Origin of the sequence: Microcella humidisoli, from assembly GCF_024362325.1 — a bacterium.
GTDB classification, from domain to species: Bacteria; Actinomycetota; Actinomycetes; order Actinomycetales; family Microbacteriaceae; genus Microcella; species Microcella humidisoli.
The window spans coordinates 996009-1010357 of sequence record NZ_CP101497.1; the positions used below are offsets into that span (position 1 = coordinate 996009).

The 14349-nt window shown below is 70.4% G+C and carries 13 protein-coding genes; 9 read left to right on the forward strand and 4 right to left on the reverse strand.

Translation table 11 applies throughout. From position 1 onward, the window contains the following. Nucleotides 1–72 precede the first annotated feature (72 nt). From NNL39_RS04750 to NNL39_RS04765, 4 genes are all read left to right on the forward strand, one after another. Nucleotides 73–954, forward strand: coding sequence for an ABC transporter ATP-binding protein (locus NNL39_RS04750; protein ID WP_255160550.1), 882 nt, complete (start codon nt 73–75; stop codon nt 952–954). Next, nucleotides 954–2069 (forward strand): ABC transporter permease, encoded by a 1116-nt coding sequence (locus NNL39_RS04755; RefSeq protein ID WP_255160886.1) that lies wholly within the window; start codon nt 954–956, stop codon nt 2067–2069. Before NNL39_RS04750 ends, NNL39_RS04755 begins: the two co-directional genes overlap by 1 nt. Before the next feature lie 70 nt (nt 2070–2139). Next, on the forward strand, nt 2140–3210 hold the full coding sequence (locus NNL39_RS04760) for a threonine aldolase family protein (RefSeq protein WP_255160887.1): 1071 nt from the start codon (nt 2140–2142) through the stop codon (nt 3208–3210). 4 nt (nt 3211–3214) lie between these two features. Continuing rightward, the gene (locus NNL39_RS04765; RefSeq protein ID WP_255160551.1) at nt 3215–3775 is read left to right on the forward strand and encodes a 2'-5' RNA ligase family protein; all 561 of its coding nucleotides are present in this window, start codon (nt 3215–3217) and stop codon (nt 3773–3775) included. On the opposite strand, the gene erm is transcribed toward NNL39_RS04765, so the two are convergent. Beyond that, entirely contained in the window at nt 3726–4553 is an 828-nt protein-coding gene (erm, locus tag NNL39_RS04770; protein WP_255160552.1) for a 23S ribosomal RNA methyltransferase Erm, read from the reverse strand. The two genes, NNL39_RS04765 and erm, sit on opposite strands and share 50 nt — an antisense overlap. Before the next feature lie 237 nt (nt 4554–4790). Here erm and NNL39_RS04775 point away from each other — a divergent pair, with 237 nt between their 5' ends. The 3 genes from NNL39_RS04775 to NNL39_RS04785 are packed head-to-tail and all read left to right on the forward strand — an operon-like array spanning nt 4791 to nt 6880. Further along, nucleotides 4791–5180, forward strand: coding sequence for a PGPGW domain-containing protein (locus tag NNL39_RS04775; protein WP_255160553.1), 390 nt, complete (start codon nt 4791–4793; stop codon nt 5178–5180). A gap of 10 nt (nt 5181–5190) precedes the next feature. Next, nucleotides 5191–6180, forward strand: coding sequence for an LLM class F420-dependent oxidoreductase (locus tag NNL39_RS04780; RefSeq protein ID WP_255160554.1), 990 nt, complete (start codon nt 5191–5193; stop codon nt 6178–6180). A gap of 43 nt (nt 6181–6223) precedes the next feature. Continuing rightward, nucleotides 6224–6880 carry a LysE family transporter gene (locus tag NNL39_RS04785; protein ID WP_255160555.1) on the forward strand — a complete coding sequence of 219 codons (657 nt, stop codon included), beginning with the start codon at nt 6224–6226 and terminating at the stop codon, nt 6878–6880. 14 nt (nt 6881–6894) lie between these two features. On the opposite strand, the gene NNL39_RS04790 is transcribed toward NNL39_RS04785, so the two are convergent. Both NNL39_RS04790 and NNL39_RS04795 read right to left on the reverse strand, forming a co-directional pair. After that, nucleotides 6895–7974 carry a zinc-dependent alcohol dehydrogenase family protein gene (locus NNL39_RS04790; protein WP_255160556.1) on the reverse strand — a complete coding sequence of 360 codons (1080 nt, stop codon included), beginning with the start codon at nt 7972–7974 and terminating at the stop codon, nt 6895–6897. A 9-nt stretch (nt 7975–7983) separates the two neighbouring features. After that, on the reverse strand, nt 7984–10152 hold the full coding sequence (locus NNL39_RS04795) for an ATP-dependent Clp protease ATP-binding subunit (protein ID WP_322972927.1): 2169 nt from the start codon (nt 10150–10152) through the stop codon (nt 7984–7986). Nucleotides 10153–10324: 172 nt separating this feature from the next. On the opposite strand from NNL39_RS04795, the gene NNL39_RS04800 reads away from it, so the two are divergent. Then, nucleotides 10325–10975, forward strand: a complete 651-nt coding sequence (locus tag NNL39_RS04800; protein WP_255160557.1) for an NADPH-dependent F420 reductase — start codon at nt 10325–10327, stop codon at nt 10973–10975. A 3-nt stretch (nt 10976–10978) separates the two neighbouring features. Here NNL39_RS04800 and NNL39_RS04805 read toward each other — a convergent pair whose 3' ends face one another. Continuing rightward, nucleotides 10979–12103 carry a class I SAM-dependent methyltransferase gene (locus tag NNL39_RS04805; RefSeq protein ID WP_255160558.1) on the reverse strand — a complete coding sequence of 375 codons (1125 nt, stop codon included), beginning with the start codon at nt 12101–12103 and terminating at the stop codon, nt 10979–10981. Nucleotides 12104–12309: 206 nt separating this feature from the next. Between NNL39_RS04805 and NNL39_RS04810 the strand changes: the two genes are divergently transcribed. Then, nucleotides 12310–14343: an ATP-binding protein gene (locus NNL39_RS04810; protein WP_255160559.1), complete on the forward strand. Its 2034-nt coding sequence runs from the start codon at nt 12310–12312 to the stop codon at nt 14341–14343. The last annotated feature ends 6 nt before the right edge of the window (nt 14344–14349 follow it).

Sequence of the window (14349 nt, forward strand, 5' to 3'; positions counted from 1 at the left end):
GCGCACCCGTCGCACGGGGGATGCCGCGCCGCGCAGCGGTGCCTAGCGTGAAGAGCGACGGAAGGGGCATCCATGCTCACGATCAGCAACGTGACCAAGCACTACGGCGAGCGCCGCGTGCTCGACGAGGTGTCGTTCGAGGTCGGCCGGGGCCGGCTCACCGGTTTCGTCGGTGGCAACGGCGCCGGCAAGACCACGACCATGCGCATCATCCTCGGCGTGCTCGGGGCCGACGCGGGCGAGGTGTCGCTCGACGGCAGCCCCCTCACGCGCGAGGGCCGGCGCCGCTTCGGCTACATGCCCGAAGAGCGGGGGCTGTATCCGAAGATGAAGGTGCACGAGCAGCTCGTGTACCTCGCCCGGCTGCGCGGCATGCGCGCGGGCGTCGCGGCCGCGAAGGCCGATGAGCTGCTCGAACGGCTCGAGCTGCACGAGCGGCGCGACGAACCCATCGAGAAGCTCTCGCTCGGCAACCAGCAGCGTGCGCAGATCGCGGCCGCGCTCGTGCACGAGCCCGAGGTGCTCGTGCTCGACGAACCGTTCTCGGGCCTCGACCCGATGGCCGTCGAGACGGTGCTCGGCGTGCTCAGCGAGCGCGCGGCGCGCGGGGTGCCCGTGCTGTTCTCGAGCCACCAGCTCGACGTCGTCGAGCGTCTCTGCGACGACATCGTCGTGATCGCCGACGGCCGCATCCGCGCGGCCGGCACGCGGGATGCCCTGCGCGAGGCCAACGCGGGCTCGCAGTGGGAGCTGCAGGTCGGCGACGACGCCGCGTGGGTGCGAGCCCTCGCCGAGGTCGACGTCATCGAGTTCGACGGCGGCTACGTGCTTTTCGAGGCCGACGCGCACGGCGCCCAGCTCGTGCTGCAGCAGGCCGCCCAGCGCGGCGAGGTGCAACGGTTCGCACCCCGCCGACCCACCCTGACCGAGATCTTCCGAGAGGTCGTGCAGTGATGACCACCGCCAGCCCCACCCCCCACACCGCACTCTCGACGCGCGCGGCCATCGGCCTCGTCGCGTCCCGCGAGATCACCTCGCGCGTGCGATCGAAGTCGTTCATCATCTCGACCGCGATCCTCGTCGTGATCGTCGCGGCGGGCATCATCATCTCGAACCTCGTCTCGAGCACGAGCGGCCCGACCTCGGTCGCCGCCGTTGGCTCCGTCGCCGAGGTGATCGACGAGATCGACGGTCTCGAGGTCGAACCGGTGGCCACCATCGCCGAGGCCGAGCAGCTCGTGCGCGACGGCGATGTCGAGGCCGCCGTCGTCCCGATCGACGACGCGCCGGCCGGCACGCCCGCGATCGAGGTCATCGCGCTCGACGCGACGCCCGTCTCCCTCGTGCAGGCGCTGTCGATCGCCCCCGAGGTACGACTGCTCGAGGAGGCGCCCGTCGACTCGGGGCTCGCCTTCCTCATCGCCTTCGCGTTCGGCATCGTCTTCTTCACCGCCGCCATCACCTTCGGCGGCACCATCGCGCAGAGCGTGGTGGAGGAGAAGCAGACGCGCATCGTCGAGATCCTGCTCACGGCCGTTCCGGCCCGGGCGCTGCTGGCCGGCAAGGTCGTCGGCAACTCGGCGCTCGCGCTCGGCCAAATCGTGCTCATCGCCGTCACGGCGGCGCTCTCGCTCATGCTGACGGGGCAGGACGTGCTGCTGAGCGACATCGGGCCGGCCGCGATCTGGTTCCTGGTGTTCTTCGCCGTCGGCTTCGTGCTGCTCGCCTCGATGTTCGCCGCCTCGGCGTCGCTCGTCTCGCGCATGGAAGACACGGGAACCGTGCTGCAGCCCGTCACCTGGCTCGTGATGCTGCCGTACTTCCTCATCATCTTCTTCAACGACAACGAGCTCGTCGTCGGCATCATGTCGTACGTGCCCTTCTCCTCGCCCGTCGGCATGCCGATGCGCATCTTCCTCGAGCAGGCCCAGTGGTGGGAGCCGTATCTCTCGCTCGCCGTGCTCGCGGCGAGCGCCGCCCTGATCGTCGGCATCGGCGCGCGCATCTACGAGAACTCCCTGCTGCGCACGGGCGGCCGGGTCACGCTCGCCGAGGCGCTCAAGGGCTGAGCCCCTGCGGGGCTGAAAGGCTGAGGCGACGCGCTCGCGCGGCCGCGGTGGGTGGGAGGATGGAGGCGTGATGCGCATCCACGACACCAGCTACCGCGGCTTCGCGAGCGACAACTACGCCGGCGTGCACCCCGAAGTGCTCGCGGCCCTCGCCGAGGCCAACGGCGGCCACCAGATCGCCTACGGCGAAGACCAGTACACGGCCCGCCTCGCAGAGGTGGTGAAGGCCGAGTTCGGCGAGCAGGCCGAGGTCTTCCCCGTCTTCAACGGCACCGGCGCCAACGTGCTCGCGCTCACGGCGCTCATGCCGCGCTGGGGCGCCGTCATCGCGAGCGGCACGGCGCACATCCACACCGACGAGGGCGGCGCGCCCGAGCGCGTGAGCGGCCTCAAGCTCTTCACCGTGCCGACCCCCGACGGCAAGCTCACCCCCGAGCTCGTCGACACCGAGGCCTTCGGCTGGGGCGACGAGCACCGTGCGCAGCCCCTCGCCGTGAGCATCACCAACACCACCGAGGTCGGCACGGTCTACACGCCCGCCGAGGTGCGTGCCCTCGCCGATCACGCGCACGCCCACGGCATGGCCCTGCACCTCGACGGCGCCCGGGTCTGGAACGCCGCCGCCGCCCTCGGCACGAGCCTGCACGCCTTCACCGCCGACGCCGGCGTCGACATCCTGTCGCTCGGCGGCACGAAGAACGGCCTCATGGGCGCCGAGGCGATCGTCGTCATCGACCCCGCGCGCGTCGACGGGCTCATCTACCTGCGCAAGATGAACATGCAGCTCGCGAGCAAGATGCGCTTCATCTCGGCGCAGCTGCTGACCCTCTTCGACGAGGGTCTGGGCATCCGCTCGGCGATGCACGCGAACGCCATGGCGGCACGGCTGCGGGCAGGCCTTGAGGGGATGCTCGCCGACGGCTCGGTGCCCGCCGGGTCGCTCGGCTTCAGCCAGCAGACCCAGGCCAATGCCGTCTTCGCACTCCTGGCAAACGACGCCGCCGACCGGATCCGCGAACGCGTGCGCTTCTACGACTGGGACCGCGCGCGTGGCGAGGTGCGCTGGATGTGCGCGTTCGACACGACCGAGGCCGACATCGACGGCTTCCTGCAGGTCGTGCGCCAAGAGCTCAACCACTGACCGGGTGCGCTTCGTGTCGAACCTCGAAGCCACGCCGGCAGCGCGCGAGTCGTCAGAGTCTCTCTATGCCGTTGTCGCGCTCTTCACACCGATCGGCGCGGGCACGAGTTTCTTGCGCTCACAATGGCCGCCGCATCTGACGCTGGCCTCCAACTTCACGACAGCTGCGCAGGAACCAGAGCTGCGACGGGTGGTCCGCGAACAGCTGGCGGGCACCAGGCCCATACCGGTGACTCTTGGGTCGCCCGCACTGTTCGGATCGGACCAGAGTGTTCCCGTGCTGCTCGTGTCTTCCGAGCAGGTGGCTGTGCTCCATGACGCGCTGGCCGACCTCCTCATGTCGATGGAGGGCTTCGCCGCTCGCGAGCCCGAGTTCTGGCGAACGGGGTTCCAGCCGCACGTCACAGTCGTTCCTGGTGCGCAGATGCAGACCGGCGACGACCGCGAGCTTCGGCACGTCATTCTCGTCCGCCTCGACGGACCCCTCGCCTCGGTGATCGACTCGGCAGACCTCCTCAGCGCGGTCGAGAGTCGCGCCACAGCGCCGCCCAACCCTCCGCAGTGATGCGCGAGACCGGTTTCTCTGCATCGACCCCTGCACGAGCGCAACGCGCGCGGCTGGCTCGGCGAGACAGGCGATCGGCGCGCGCGAGTGCCGAGCACGCACTACCGGGCACGGCGAAGACGGACGCAACCCAGCGCTGATAGGCCGCTCGGTCGCGACTCGGTACGAGCGGCTGAGTGCGTCGCTCAATCACCAAGAGCGCGGCGTCTACCGCGGGGCGTGGGCGGAAAGCCGTGGAAGGAATACGGCTGACGAGTCGAAACTCGAACCACGGCGCAGACTGCGCGGTCAGCTGACTGCCGCCGCCGATGCCGGCACGTCGACGCGCCGCCTCCCACTGCAGAATCAAGGCGGCCGAGGTCCAGCCTTCTGCAGCGAGCAGCCGTCGAAGCGTTGCCGTCGACAGATGGAAGGGCAGGTTGCCGACGATGACATGCGGTGATGCGGGCAACGGCTTGCGCAGAAGATCACCCTCGATAACTCGCACCCGCGAAGGGAGTCTCGCCCGTAGCGCGACCACTCGACGAGGGTCGATCTCGATGGCGGTGAGGGGGCGGCCGAGCGCCGCGAGGGGCACAGTGAGTCGACCGGCTCCTGCGGCGAGCTCGACGATAGGGCCGGTTGTCGACACCACCTGCTCGACGACAGCCGCGATCGCTCGTCGATCGACGAGGTCGTTCTGACCGAGGTCGTGCTGGCGTCGGGGAGGGTGACCGGCCCGTGGCGTTTCACGGTTGGACCGCTGGGTTGGTGACGAAGAACGGTGACGACGAGACATGGATGCTCCACTGCTGAGAGGGTGCCCGGCAGCGCACAGAGGCCACCGCGGCGAGGACCGTGAGAACGGTCGAGCAGAGCGATCACCCTCGGCATCGGCCGAGGTCGTCAGAGAGAGGTGAGGTCGCGTGCTCGCCGTTAGCGGCGGCGCAACCGAATCCACGTGAGCATGAAGCGATGGTAGCAGTGGGGCTGGAGACCACAGCGACCTCATAGCACCGCTCCTCACACTGAGAAGGTGACCTCCGACGGCGTGACCGACCCGCGCATCCTGCAGCCCGGCGACGCCGGATACGAGGCCGCGGGTGCCGCGCCGCGCATCACCGGCGCGCGCTCGGCCGCCGCGTCGGCACGCGAAGCGATCCGTCGTCGCCCCAAACTCGACCAGGCCTATCGCACGGGCGTCAAGGTCGTCGGCGGCACCACCGTCGGGCTCGGCGTCGTGCTCATGCCGCTGCCCGGCCCCGGCACGCTCATCGCTCTCGGCGGCCTTGCCATTCTCGGCACAGAGAGCGAGCGGGCGAAGAAGCTCAACCAACAGGGCGTCGACCTCGCGAAGCGAGCAGGAGCCGCAGCGAAGGTCGCGAAGGCGAAACGCGACGCCCGAAAGGATGCCCGGCAGGCGTAGCGTGGGGCTCATGCGATTCGGACTCTTCATTCCCCAAGGCTGGCGCCACGATCTCGTCGACATCGACCCGACCGAGCAGTGGTCGGTGATGAAGAAACTTTCGTTGCACGCCGATGCCGGCCAGTGGGAGTCGATCTGGGTCTACGACCACTTCCACACCGTGCCCGTGCCGAGCGACGAGGCCACGCACGAGGCCTGGACGCTCATGTCGGCCTTCGGCGCCGTGACCGAGCGTGTGCGCCTCGGCCAGATGTGCACGTGCATGGGCTACCGCAACCCCGCGTACCTCGCGAAGGTCGCGGCCACGGTCGACCACGTCTCGGGCGGGCGCGTCGAGATGGGCATCGGTGGCGGCTGGTACGAGCACGAGTGGAAGGCCTACGGCTACGGCTTCCCCGAGATCGGCGATCGCTTGCGCGCACTCGACGAGGGCGTGCAGATCATGCGGCAGGCCTGGTCAGAGGGCACGGCGACCCTCGACGGCCGCTACTTCCAGGTCGACGGCGCGATCGTGCGGCCGCTGCCGGTGCAGAAGGAGGGCATCCCGCTCTGGATCGCCGGTGGTGGCGAGAAGGTGACGCTGCGCATCGCCGCGCAGTACGGGCAGTACACCAACTTCGGGGGCAGCCCCGAGGAGTTCACGGCGAAGAGCGAGATCCTCCGCGGGCACTGCGAGCGCCTCGGCACGAGCTTCGAGGCCATCACGCGCTCGTCGAACTACAACACCGTCATCGGCCGCGACGAGGCCGAGGTGGCCGATCGCATTGCCGCGATCGAGGCGCGCCTCGAGCGCTTCATCGGCGCCGAACGGGCGACGAAGGCCGTCGCCGACCTGCGCAACGGCACGGGCCTCGCGGGCACGCCCGAGCAGCTCATCGAGCGTCTGCAGCAGATGCAGGCGCTCGGCATGACCTACGCGATCACCTACTTCGCGGAGGCCGCCTACGACACGAGCGGCATCGAGCTGTTCGAGAACGAGGTCATGCCAGCGCTGTTGTAGTCTCGACGATCCGGCCTGCGGGCCGTCGATCGAGAGGGGCACCGTGCTGGATGCGCTGGTCGCAGGCGTCATCGCCGGCTACGCCATCGCGGTGCCCGTGGGGGCCATTGCGGCCCTGCTCATCACGCTCGGCGCGCAGCACGGAGCCCGCATCGCCGCGGGCGGGGCGTTCGGCGCCGCGACGGTCGACGGCGTCTACGCGACCGTCGCCGTGACAGCGGGGGCGGTCATCGCACCGCTCATCGCGCAGATCGCCGAGCCCCTGCGCTGGATCTCGGTCGCCGTGCTGCTCGTGCTCGGCGTCGTGCTCGCTCTTCCAGGTCTGCGTCCGCGCACGGGCCCCGTCGCCGCGGCATCGATCGAGAGCGGGGATGCGGAGCCGGGGCCGCACGTGCGCCCCACGACGTTCCGCCGCCTGTTCGTGACGGTTGGCGCGCTGACCCTCGTCAACCCCGTCACGGTCGTCTACTTCGCCGCGCTCGTCGGCAGCTCGACGCTCGCGGTCGATGCAGGGGTGCCCGAGCGCGTCGTGTTCGTGCTCGCCGCGTTCGCCGCATCGCTCAGCTGGCAGCTGCTGCTCACGACGGCGGGGTCGCTCGTCGGCCGGGTGCTGACCGGGCCCATCGGCGCGCGCGTCACGGCTCTCGTCGGCGGGGCGCTCGTCATCGCCCTGGCGGTGCGCGCCGCGCTCACCCCCTGACTCGACGGGCCCGACTACGGCCGGAGGAGCACTTTCGTCGCGCGGCGCTCGTCCATGGCCGCGTACGCCTCGGCCACCTGGGCGAGCGGCAGCTCGAGATCGAAGACGAGACCCGGCTCGATCGTGCCGTCGAGCACGTCGGGCAGCAGTGCGTCCACGTAGTTGCGCACGGGGGCGACTCCCCCGTTCACTCCGACGTTGGAGCCGAACAGCGTGCGAATCGGCAGTTCTGCTCCACCGTTGGGCACCCCGACGTAGCCGACCATGCCGCCGGGGCGGGCGCTGCGGATCGCCTGATCCATCGACTCGGCGGTGCCGACGCACTCGAGCACGGCATCCGGACCGATGCCGCCGAACAGCGCCTTCACGGCAGCGACGCCCTCGTCGCCGCGCTGCTCGACGATGTCGGTCGCACCGAATCGGGTGGCGAGGGCCTGGCGATCGGGGTGCCGCGACATCATGACGATGCGCGTGGCTCCCAGTCGCTTCGCCGCGATGACGGCGCACAGGCCGACGGCGCCATCGCCCACGACGGCCACGGTCGAACCCGGGCCGACCCCAGCCGAGACGGCCGCGTGGTGGCCGGTGCCCATGACGTCGCTCAGGGCGAGCAGGTGCGGCACCATCGCGTCGTCGACCGGACCGGGCACGGTGACGAGCGAGCCGTCGGCGTGCGGCACCCGGATGCGCTCAGCCTGCGCCGCCCCGGTGGCGAAGCCCTCGCGGTCGGGCCTGCCCCACCAGTTGCCGTCGAGGCACGATGCGCTCACGCCGTTGCGGCAGTTCACGCAGGTCATGTCGCAGTCGTAGAAAGGCGCGATCACGAAGTCACCGATGGCCACGTGCGCGACGGCAGCACCGATCTGCTCGACCACGCCGACGAACTCGTGGCCGATCGGCCGGGGCTCTTTCGTCTCGGTCACCCCGCGATAGGGCCAGAGGTCGCTCCCGCACACGCACGCCGCGACGATCCGCACGATCGCGTCACGGCCGCTGGCCGGCTGCCCTCCCTCACCGATACCGGAGGCAAGGACGACGTCGTCGACCTCATCGAGGCGGATGTCGCGAGGTCCGTGGATGATCGTGGCGCGCATCAGGCCAGCCTAGGCACCGGGCAGGGGCGCGTCCTCCATGCGGGCCACCACGAGGTCGTCGCCCGTGGGCGACACGTCGACGCGCACGACGTCGCCGTCGCTGATCGTGCCCGAGAGGATGGCGCGGGCGAGCGCGTCGTCGATCTCGTGCTGCATGAGCCGGCGCAGCGGCCGCGCGCCATACACGGGGTCGTAGCCGCGCTCGGCGAGCCAGGTGCGGGCATCCGGCGTCACCGCCAGCTGCAGGCGCCGCTCGGTGAGGCGCCGTTCGAGACGGTCGACCTGCAGCGAGACGATCTGGCCGAGATCGTCGGTCGACAACGGCGAGAAGACGACGATGTCGTCGAGCCGGTTGACGAACTCGGGCTTGAACGCCTGGCGCACGATGTCGTTGACCCCGGCGACCTTCGCGGGCCAGTCGAGCGAAGGGTCGATGAGCAGCTGCGAGCCGAGGTTCGAGGTGAGGATGAGGATCGTGTTGCGGAAGTCGACCGTTCGGCCCTGGCCATCGGTGAGGCGGCCGTCGTCGAGCACCTGCAGCAGCAGGTCGAAGACCTCGGGGTGCGCCTTCTCGACCTCGTCGAGCAGGATGACCGAGTAGGGGCGACGGCGAACGGCCTCGGTGAGCTGGCCGCCCTGCTCATAGCCGACGTAACCGGGAGGGGCGCCGATGAGCCGCGAGACGCTGAACTTCTCGCCGTACTCGCTCATGTCGATGCGCACCATCGACTTCTCGTCGTCGAACAGGTAGTCGGCGAGCGCCTTCGCGAGCTCGGTCTTGCCCACGCCGGTCGGGCCGAGGAACAGGAAGGAGCCGGTCGGCCGATCGGGGTCGCTGATGCCCGCGCGCGTGCGGCGCACGGCTTCGCTCACGGCGGCCACGGCATCCTTCTGCCCGATGATGCGCTTGCCGAGCTCGGCCTCGAGCGTCAGCAGCTTCTCGGTCTCGCCCTGCGTCAGCTTGTCGACGGGGATGCCCGTCCAGGCCGCCACGACCGCGGCGATGTCGTCGTCGGTCACCTGGTCGTTGACCATGCGCGGGCCGGTCTCGACGCTCTCGGCCTCGGCGAGCTGCCGCTCGATGCCCGGGATAATCTCGTAGTTGAGCTTCGAGGCCTGCTGGTACTCGCCCTCGCGCATGGCCTTGTCGAGCGCGATGCGCGCGTCGTTGAGGCGCGTCTTCAGCTCGCCGACGGCGGTGAGGCCCGACTTCTCGATGGTCCAGCGCTGCTGCAGGGCATCCCGCTGGGCGGTCTTCTCCTTCAGCTCGTCGCGCAGTTTCGCGAGGCGGGCCTTCGAGGCCTCGTCCTTCTCCTTCTTGAGGGCCAGCTCTTCGATCTCGAGGCGCGTCACGGCGCGCTTGAGCTCGTCGAGCTCGACGGGGCTCGACTCGATCTCCATCTTCAGCCGGCTGGCGGCCTCGTCGACGAGGTCGATGGCCTTGTCGGGCAGCTGACGGCTCGTGATGTAGCGATTGCTGAGGGATGCCGCGGCGACGAGCGCGCTGTCGGCGATCGAGACCTTGTGGTGGGCCTCGTAGCGCTCCTTCAGGCCGCGCAAGATGGCGACCGTGTCCTCCACGCTCGGCTCGCCGACGAAGACCTGCTGGAATCGGCGCTCGAGCGCGGCGTCCTTCTCGATGTACTCGCGATACTCGTTGAGCGTCGTCGCGCCGATCATGCGCAGTTCGCCGCGCGCGAGCATCGGCTTGAGCATGTTGGCGGCCGCCACCGAGCCCTCTCCACCGCCCGCGCCCATGAGGGTGTGCAGTTCGTCGATGAAGGTGATGACCTGGCCGTTCGACTCGTCGATCTCCTTCAGCACGGCCTTGAGGCGCTCTTCGAATTCGCCGCGGTACTTCGCGCCGGCTACGAGGGCGGCGAGGTCGAGGCCGACGAGCTGCTTGTCCTTGAGCGAGTCGGGCACGTCGCCCGCGACGATGCGCTGCGCGAGGCCTTCGACGACGGCCGTCTTGCCGACACCGGGCTCGCCGATGAGCACGGGGTTGTTCTTCGTGCGGCGGCTGAGCACCTGGCTGACGCGGCGGATCTCGGCGTCGCGCCCGATGACGGGGTCGAGCTTGCCCGAGCGGGCGATCTCGGTGAGGTTGACGCCGTACTGCTCGAGGGCAGACTTCTGCTGCTCCTGGCTGGAGGGGGCGCCCTGCATGTTGGCCATCGTGTGCTCTCCTGAGAGGTCGGTGACGACAAACCTGAGTCGTAACGACTCAAGTTTACGCCGAGCGGGGCCGAGGCGCCAGGTCCGCGGGCACGAGCGCGTGCGCCCCTGGCGAACGCTACCCCGCGGCGATCGAGGGAATACCGAGTGCGCCGCACGGCTTGAGCCCGACATGACCTCCACGATCGGCATCATCGGTTCGGGCAACATCGGCAGCGCGCTCGCGCGCGTTCTCACGGCGGCGGGGCACCCCGTCGTGATCGCCAACTCGCGCGGCCCCGCCTCGCTCGCGCCGCTCGTCGCCGAGCTCGGCGAGCTCGCCACCGCGGGCACCGTCGAGCAGGCGGCGCAGGCCGGCGACCTCGTCGTCGTGACGATTCCGCTGGGGGCCGTCACGGGCATCCCGAGCACGCTGCTCGAGGGCCGCATCGTCATCGACACGAACAACTACTACCCGGCGCGCGACGGGCACATCGCCGAGCTCGACGACGAGAGCCTCACGACGGCCGAGTACGTGGCCCGGCACTTCGCGGGGGCCACGGTCGTCAAGGCCTTCAATCACATTCCCGCCCTGCACATCGCCGAGCACGCGCAGGCAGCGGGCACGCCCGACCGGCGCGCGCTCATGGTCTACGGCGAGGATGCGGCGGCGGTCGAGCGGGTGCGTGCGCTCATCGACGAGCTCGGCTTCGATGCCGTGCCCGGCGGCGGGCTCGCCGAGAGCTGGCGCATCCAGCGCGACATGCCTGGCTACGGACCGCGGTTCACGGCCGCCGAGCTCACCGAGAAGCTCGCCGAGGCGCGGCGCTACCGCGACCAGTAGCGCTCAGCGCCGTCGCGAAGCGGTCACGGTGAACTTCGGGGTGCGCGCCACCTGCCGAGTCGCACCGACGGCCCGCTCGAGCGCGGGTGCATAGGCGAGGTGGCTGTTCCAGACGGCCCAGAGCTCGCCGCCCGGACGCAGCACCCGGTCGGCCTCGGCGAACAGCCGCAGCGCGACGCCCGTGTGCACCGCCGCTCCCACGTGGAAGGGCGGGTTGAGCACGATGAGATCGGCGCTCGCGTCGGGCTGCTGCGAGAGCCCGTCGTCGTGCACGGGCTCGATGCGGGCACCGTTCGCGGCAGCCGTGAGCGCAGCGCTCTGCACGGCGACCGCCGACACGTCGCTCGCGATGACGCGCGCCCCCGGCTCCCGCCGCGCCAGGAACGCGGCGAGTACGCCCGAGCCGCACGCCAGGTCGATCGCGGTCGCGAAGGGCGGTAGGCGGTCGGCCGCGTCGAGCAGGGCGCGCGTGCCGATATCGAGGGAGCGGGAAGCGAAGACGCCCGGCAGCGCCACGATGTGCAGCTCGTGCTCGGGCGCGTACCCGCGCGCGGGTGCGGGAGGCTCGAGCCGACGCGGCCCCCGCGCGGTGAGCAGGCGCGCTTTGCCGCGCGCGAGCGAGACGTCGACGTGCTGCCAGCTCGCCCGCAGAACATCGTTCTGCGCGGGGGTCATGTGCTTGAGCATGTTGCCCGCGATGAGCACGGCATCGGGATGCGCGTGCGCGGCCAGGTGCCGGGCGACCGCATCGAGGCGGTCGAGCGAGCGCGGCAGGCGCAGCAGCGCGAGCGGCGCATCCGGCGACATGACCGTCTCGAGGGAATGCTGCTCGATCGCGACGACGCCCGCAGCGACGGCGTTCGCCTCGAGCGCGTGCTGCGCGACGAGCGAGTCCTGGTGCACGCGCACGCGCGCGGCGCCGAGCGTGCGCGCGCCAAGCGAGAGCGCGCCGTGCGTATCGTCCACGACGACGACCGCGGCGGGGGCGTCGGCCAGCAGCGGCGCTGCGGTGTCGAGAAGGTACCGGTCGGCGGCGTCCCACGCCCGCAGTTCGGCGGCCTCGACATCGGGGCGCCGGCGCAGTCCGCCCAGCAGGGCGTCCAGGGCGGAAGCGGTGTCGGCGGTCACGCCCGCCACCCTAGGGCCTGTCCGTCTGTCGGGGGCATGCCGCGTTCGAATCCTGCGCCCGCGCCGTCAGCAGGAGCACGCGGGTCGCGCCCGTCTCGCGCGAGCCGCCGCTCGATCAGCAGAGAATATCTGGCTGATCCTTGCTTATCAGAACTCGTGCCATCGCCGCAACCCCAATTCTCCCCGTGGGGGTTAGTGTCAGCCGTGTGAGACCCCTTCGCCCCCGCGACCTGCAGCAGCAGGACGCCGCGCTGCTCGGCGCCGTCGGCTTGATCCAGCGTTCTCGAGATCTCTCGCGGCCCGCCTACATCGCCCTCATCGCGGCGCTCGCTCTGCTGACCTTCGGCCTCGGATTCGCGGCGCTGTACCTCACCCCCGCAGGCAGCAACGCCGCGATCTGGTGGCCCGCGGCGGGCACGAGCGCCCTGCTGTATCTGCTCTACCGCGGACCCCGCTGGCAGGTGCTCGCGCTCGTCGGCGCCGTCGCCGCCCTCTCGAACGTCCTCATCGGGCGTCCGCTCGAGTTCGCCGCCTGGGCGGTCGTCGTCGTCGTCGTCGAGCTGCTCGTCTTCACCGCCGTGCTCGGCCCCCAGGGCCGATCGGCCATGCTCGCCAGCTCGCGCGGCCTGCTGCGCTTCATCGCCGCGGTCGTCTCGGCCTCGGTCGTTGTCGGGCTCATCGGCATGGTCTCATTCACCCTGCTCGTCGGTGCCGACCCCCTTGCGAGCTTCATCGCACTCGTGCCCTCGCACGTGTCAGCGCTGCTGCTCATCGTGCCGATCGCTCTCGTGCCCCTGCCGAAACCCGCCGCGCGGCAGCGCATCGAGCTTGTCGTGCAAGTCGCACTGACGACCCTCGTCACCCTCACCGTGTTCGCACCGTTCCAGAACGAGGCCATCGGCGCCCTGCTCTTCCCCTTCTTCGGCTGGGCCGCGGTGCGCTTCCAACCGATCGTCGCGACGGTCGAGCTCGTGCTCCTCGGCGCCGTCGCCTCGGTGCTCACCGTGCTCGGCGGTGGTCCCTATGCGGGGCTCGAGGCGGGAGTGTCGGCCACGTTGCTCGTGCAGATCTACCTGCTCTCGATGGCGCTCACGATCCTGTTCATCATGGTCGTGCGCAGCGAGCGCGCCGAGCTGCGAGCGGAGAACGAACGGCGCGCGACGATGCTGCGCGGCGGCTTCGTCGGCTCGCAGGTCGGGTCGATGTTCGTGCGCGCGACGGCGGGCGCGAGCCCGAGCATCCTCGAGATCAACGACGTCGCGGCCGAACTGGTCGAGGCCGCGTGGTTCGATCCGTTCATCGACGCGTGGATCGTGAGCGGCACCGACGATCTGACGACCGAGGTGCTGCTCGCCGACGACCGCACGGTGCAGGTGCACGGCCGCCGCGTGCCCACTGCCGACGGTGACACCGTGCTGGGGCTGCAGCTCGTCGACATCAGCGACTTCGTCGCCGCGCAGCGGGCGATGGCCTCGGCGGTCGAGCGCGAGCGTCGCGTCGCCGACGAGCTGCGCGCCATCTCGCAGCAGAAGGACGACTTCGTGTCGGCGGTGAGCCACGAGCTGCGGACGCCGATCACGAGCATCGTGGGCTTCGCCGAAGAGCTGCACGAGACCGCCGCCGCCGAGCAGCGGCAGGCCTCGGAGATCATTCTGCGCAACGCATCCCGACTGACGGAGATGGTCGAAGAGCTGCTCGAGCTCGGTCGCATGACCGCGCCGAACCCCGTGCGCGAGTCGAGCAGCATCGATCTGACCGCGGTCGTCGGCGATGCCATCGCCGACCAGGCGGCGACGGCGCGCGACGCCCACGTCGCGGTCGAGACCGACCTGTGCCCCTCGCCGACCTTCGTCATGGGCAACGCGAACGCGCTCGGGCGCATCGCCACGAACCTGCTCGCGAACGCCATCAAGTTCACGCCCGCGGGGGGCGTTGTGCGCGTGACGACGGCGTGCGACGGCTCGACGGTGCTGCTCGTCATCGATGACTCCGGCCCCGGAATCAGTGACGACGACCGCCCGAGGGTGTTCGAGCGGTTCTTCCGCAGCGCCGACCCGGCCAAGCGTCAGACGCCCGGCACGGGTCTCGGGCTCTCGATCGTGAAATCGCTCGTCGAGCTGCTCGAGGGGCGCATCGACATCGAGCGCTCGTCACTCGGGGGCGCGCGCATGATCGTGACGCTACCGCGGTCTGCGGAGACGATCGAGTCGAGCGCGACCGCCGCGCCCGCTGCGGTCTAACTGCTG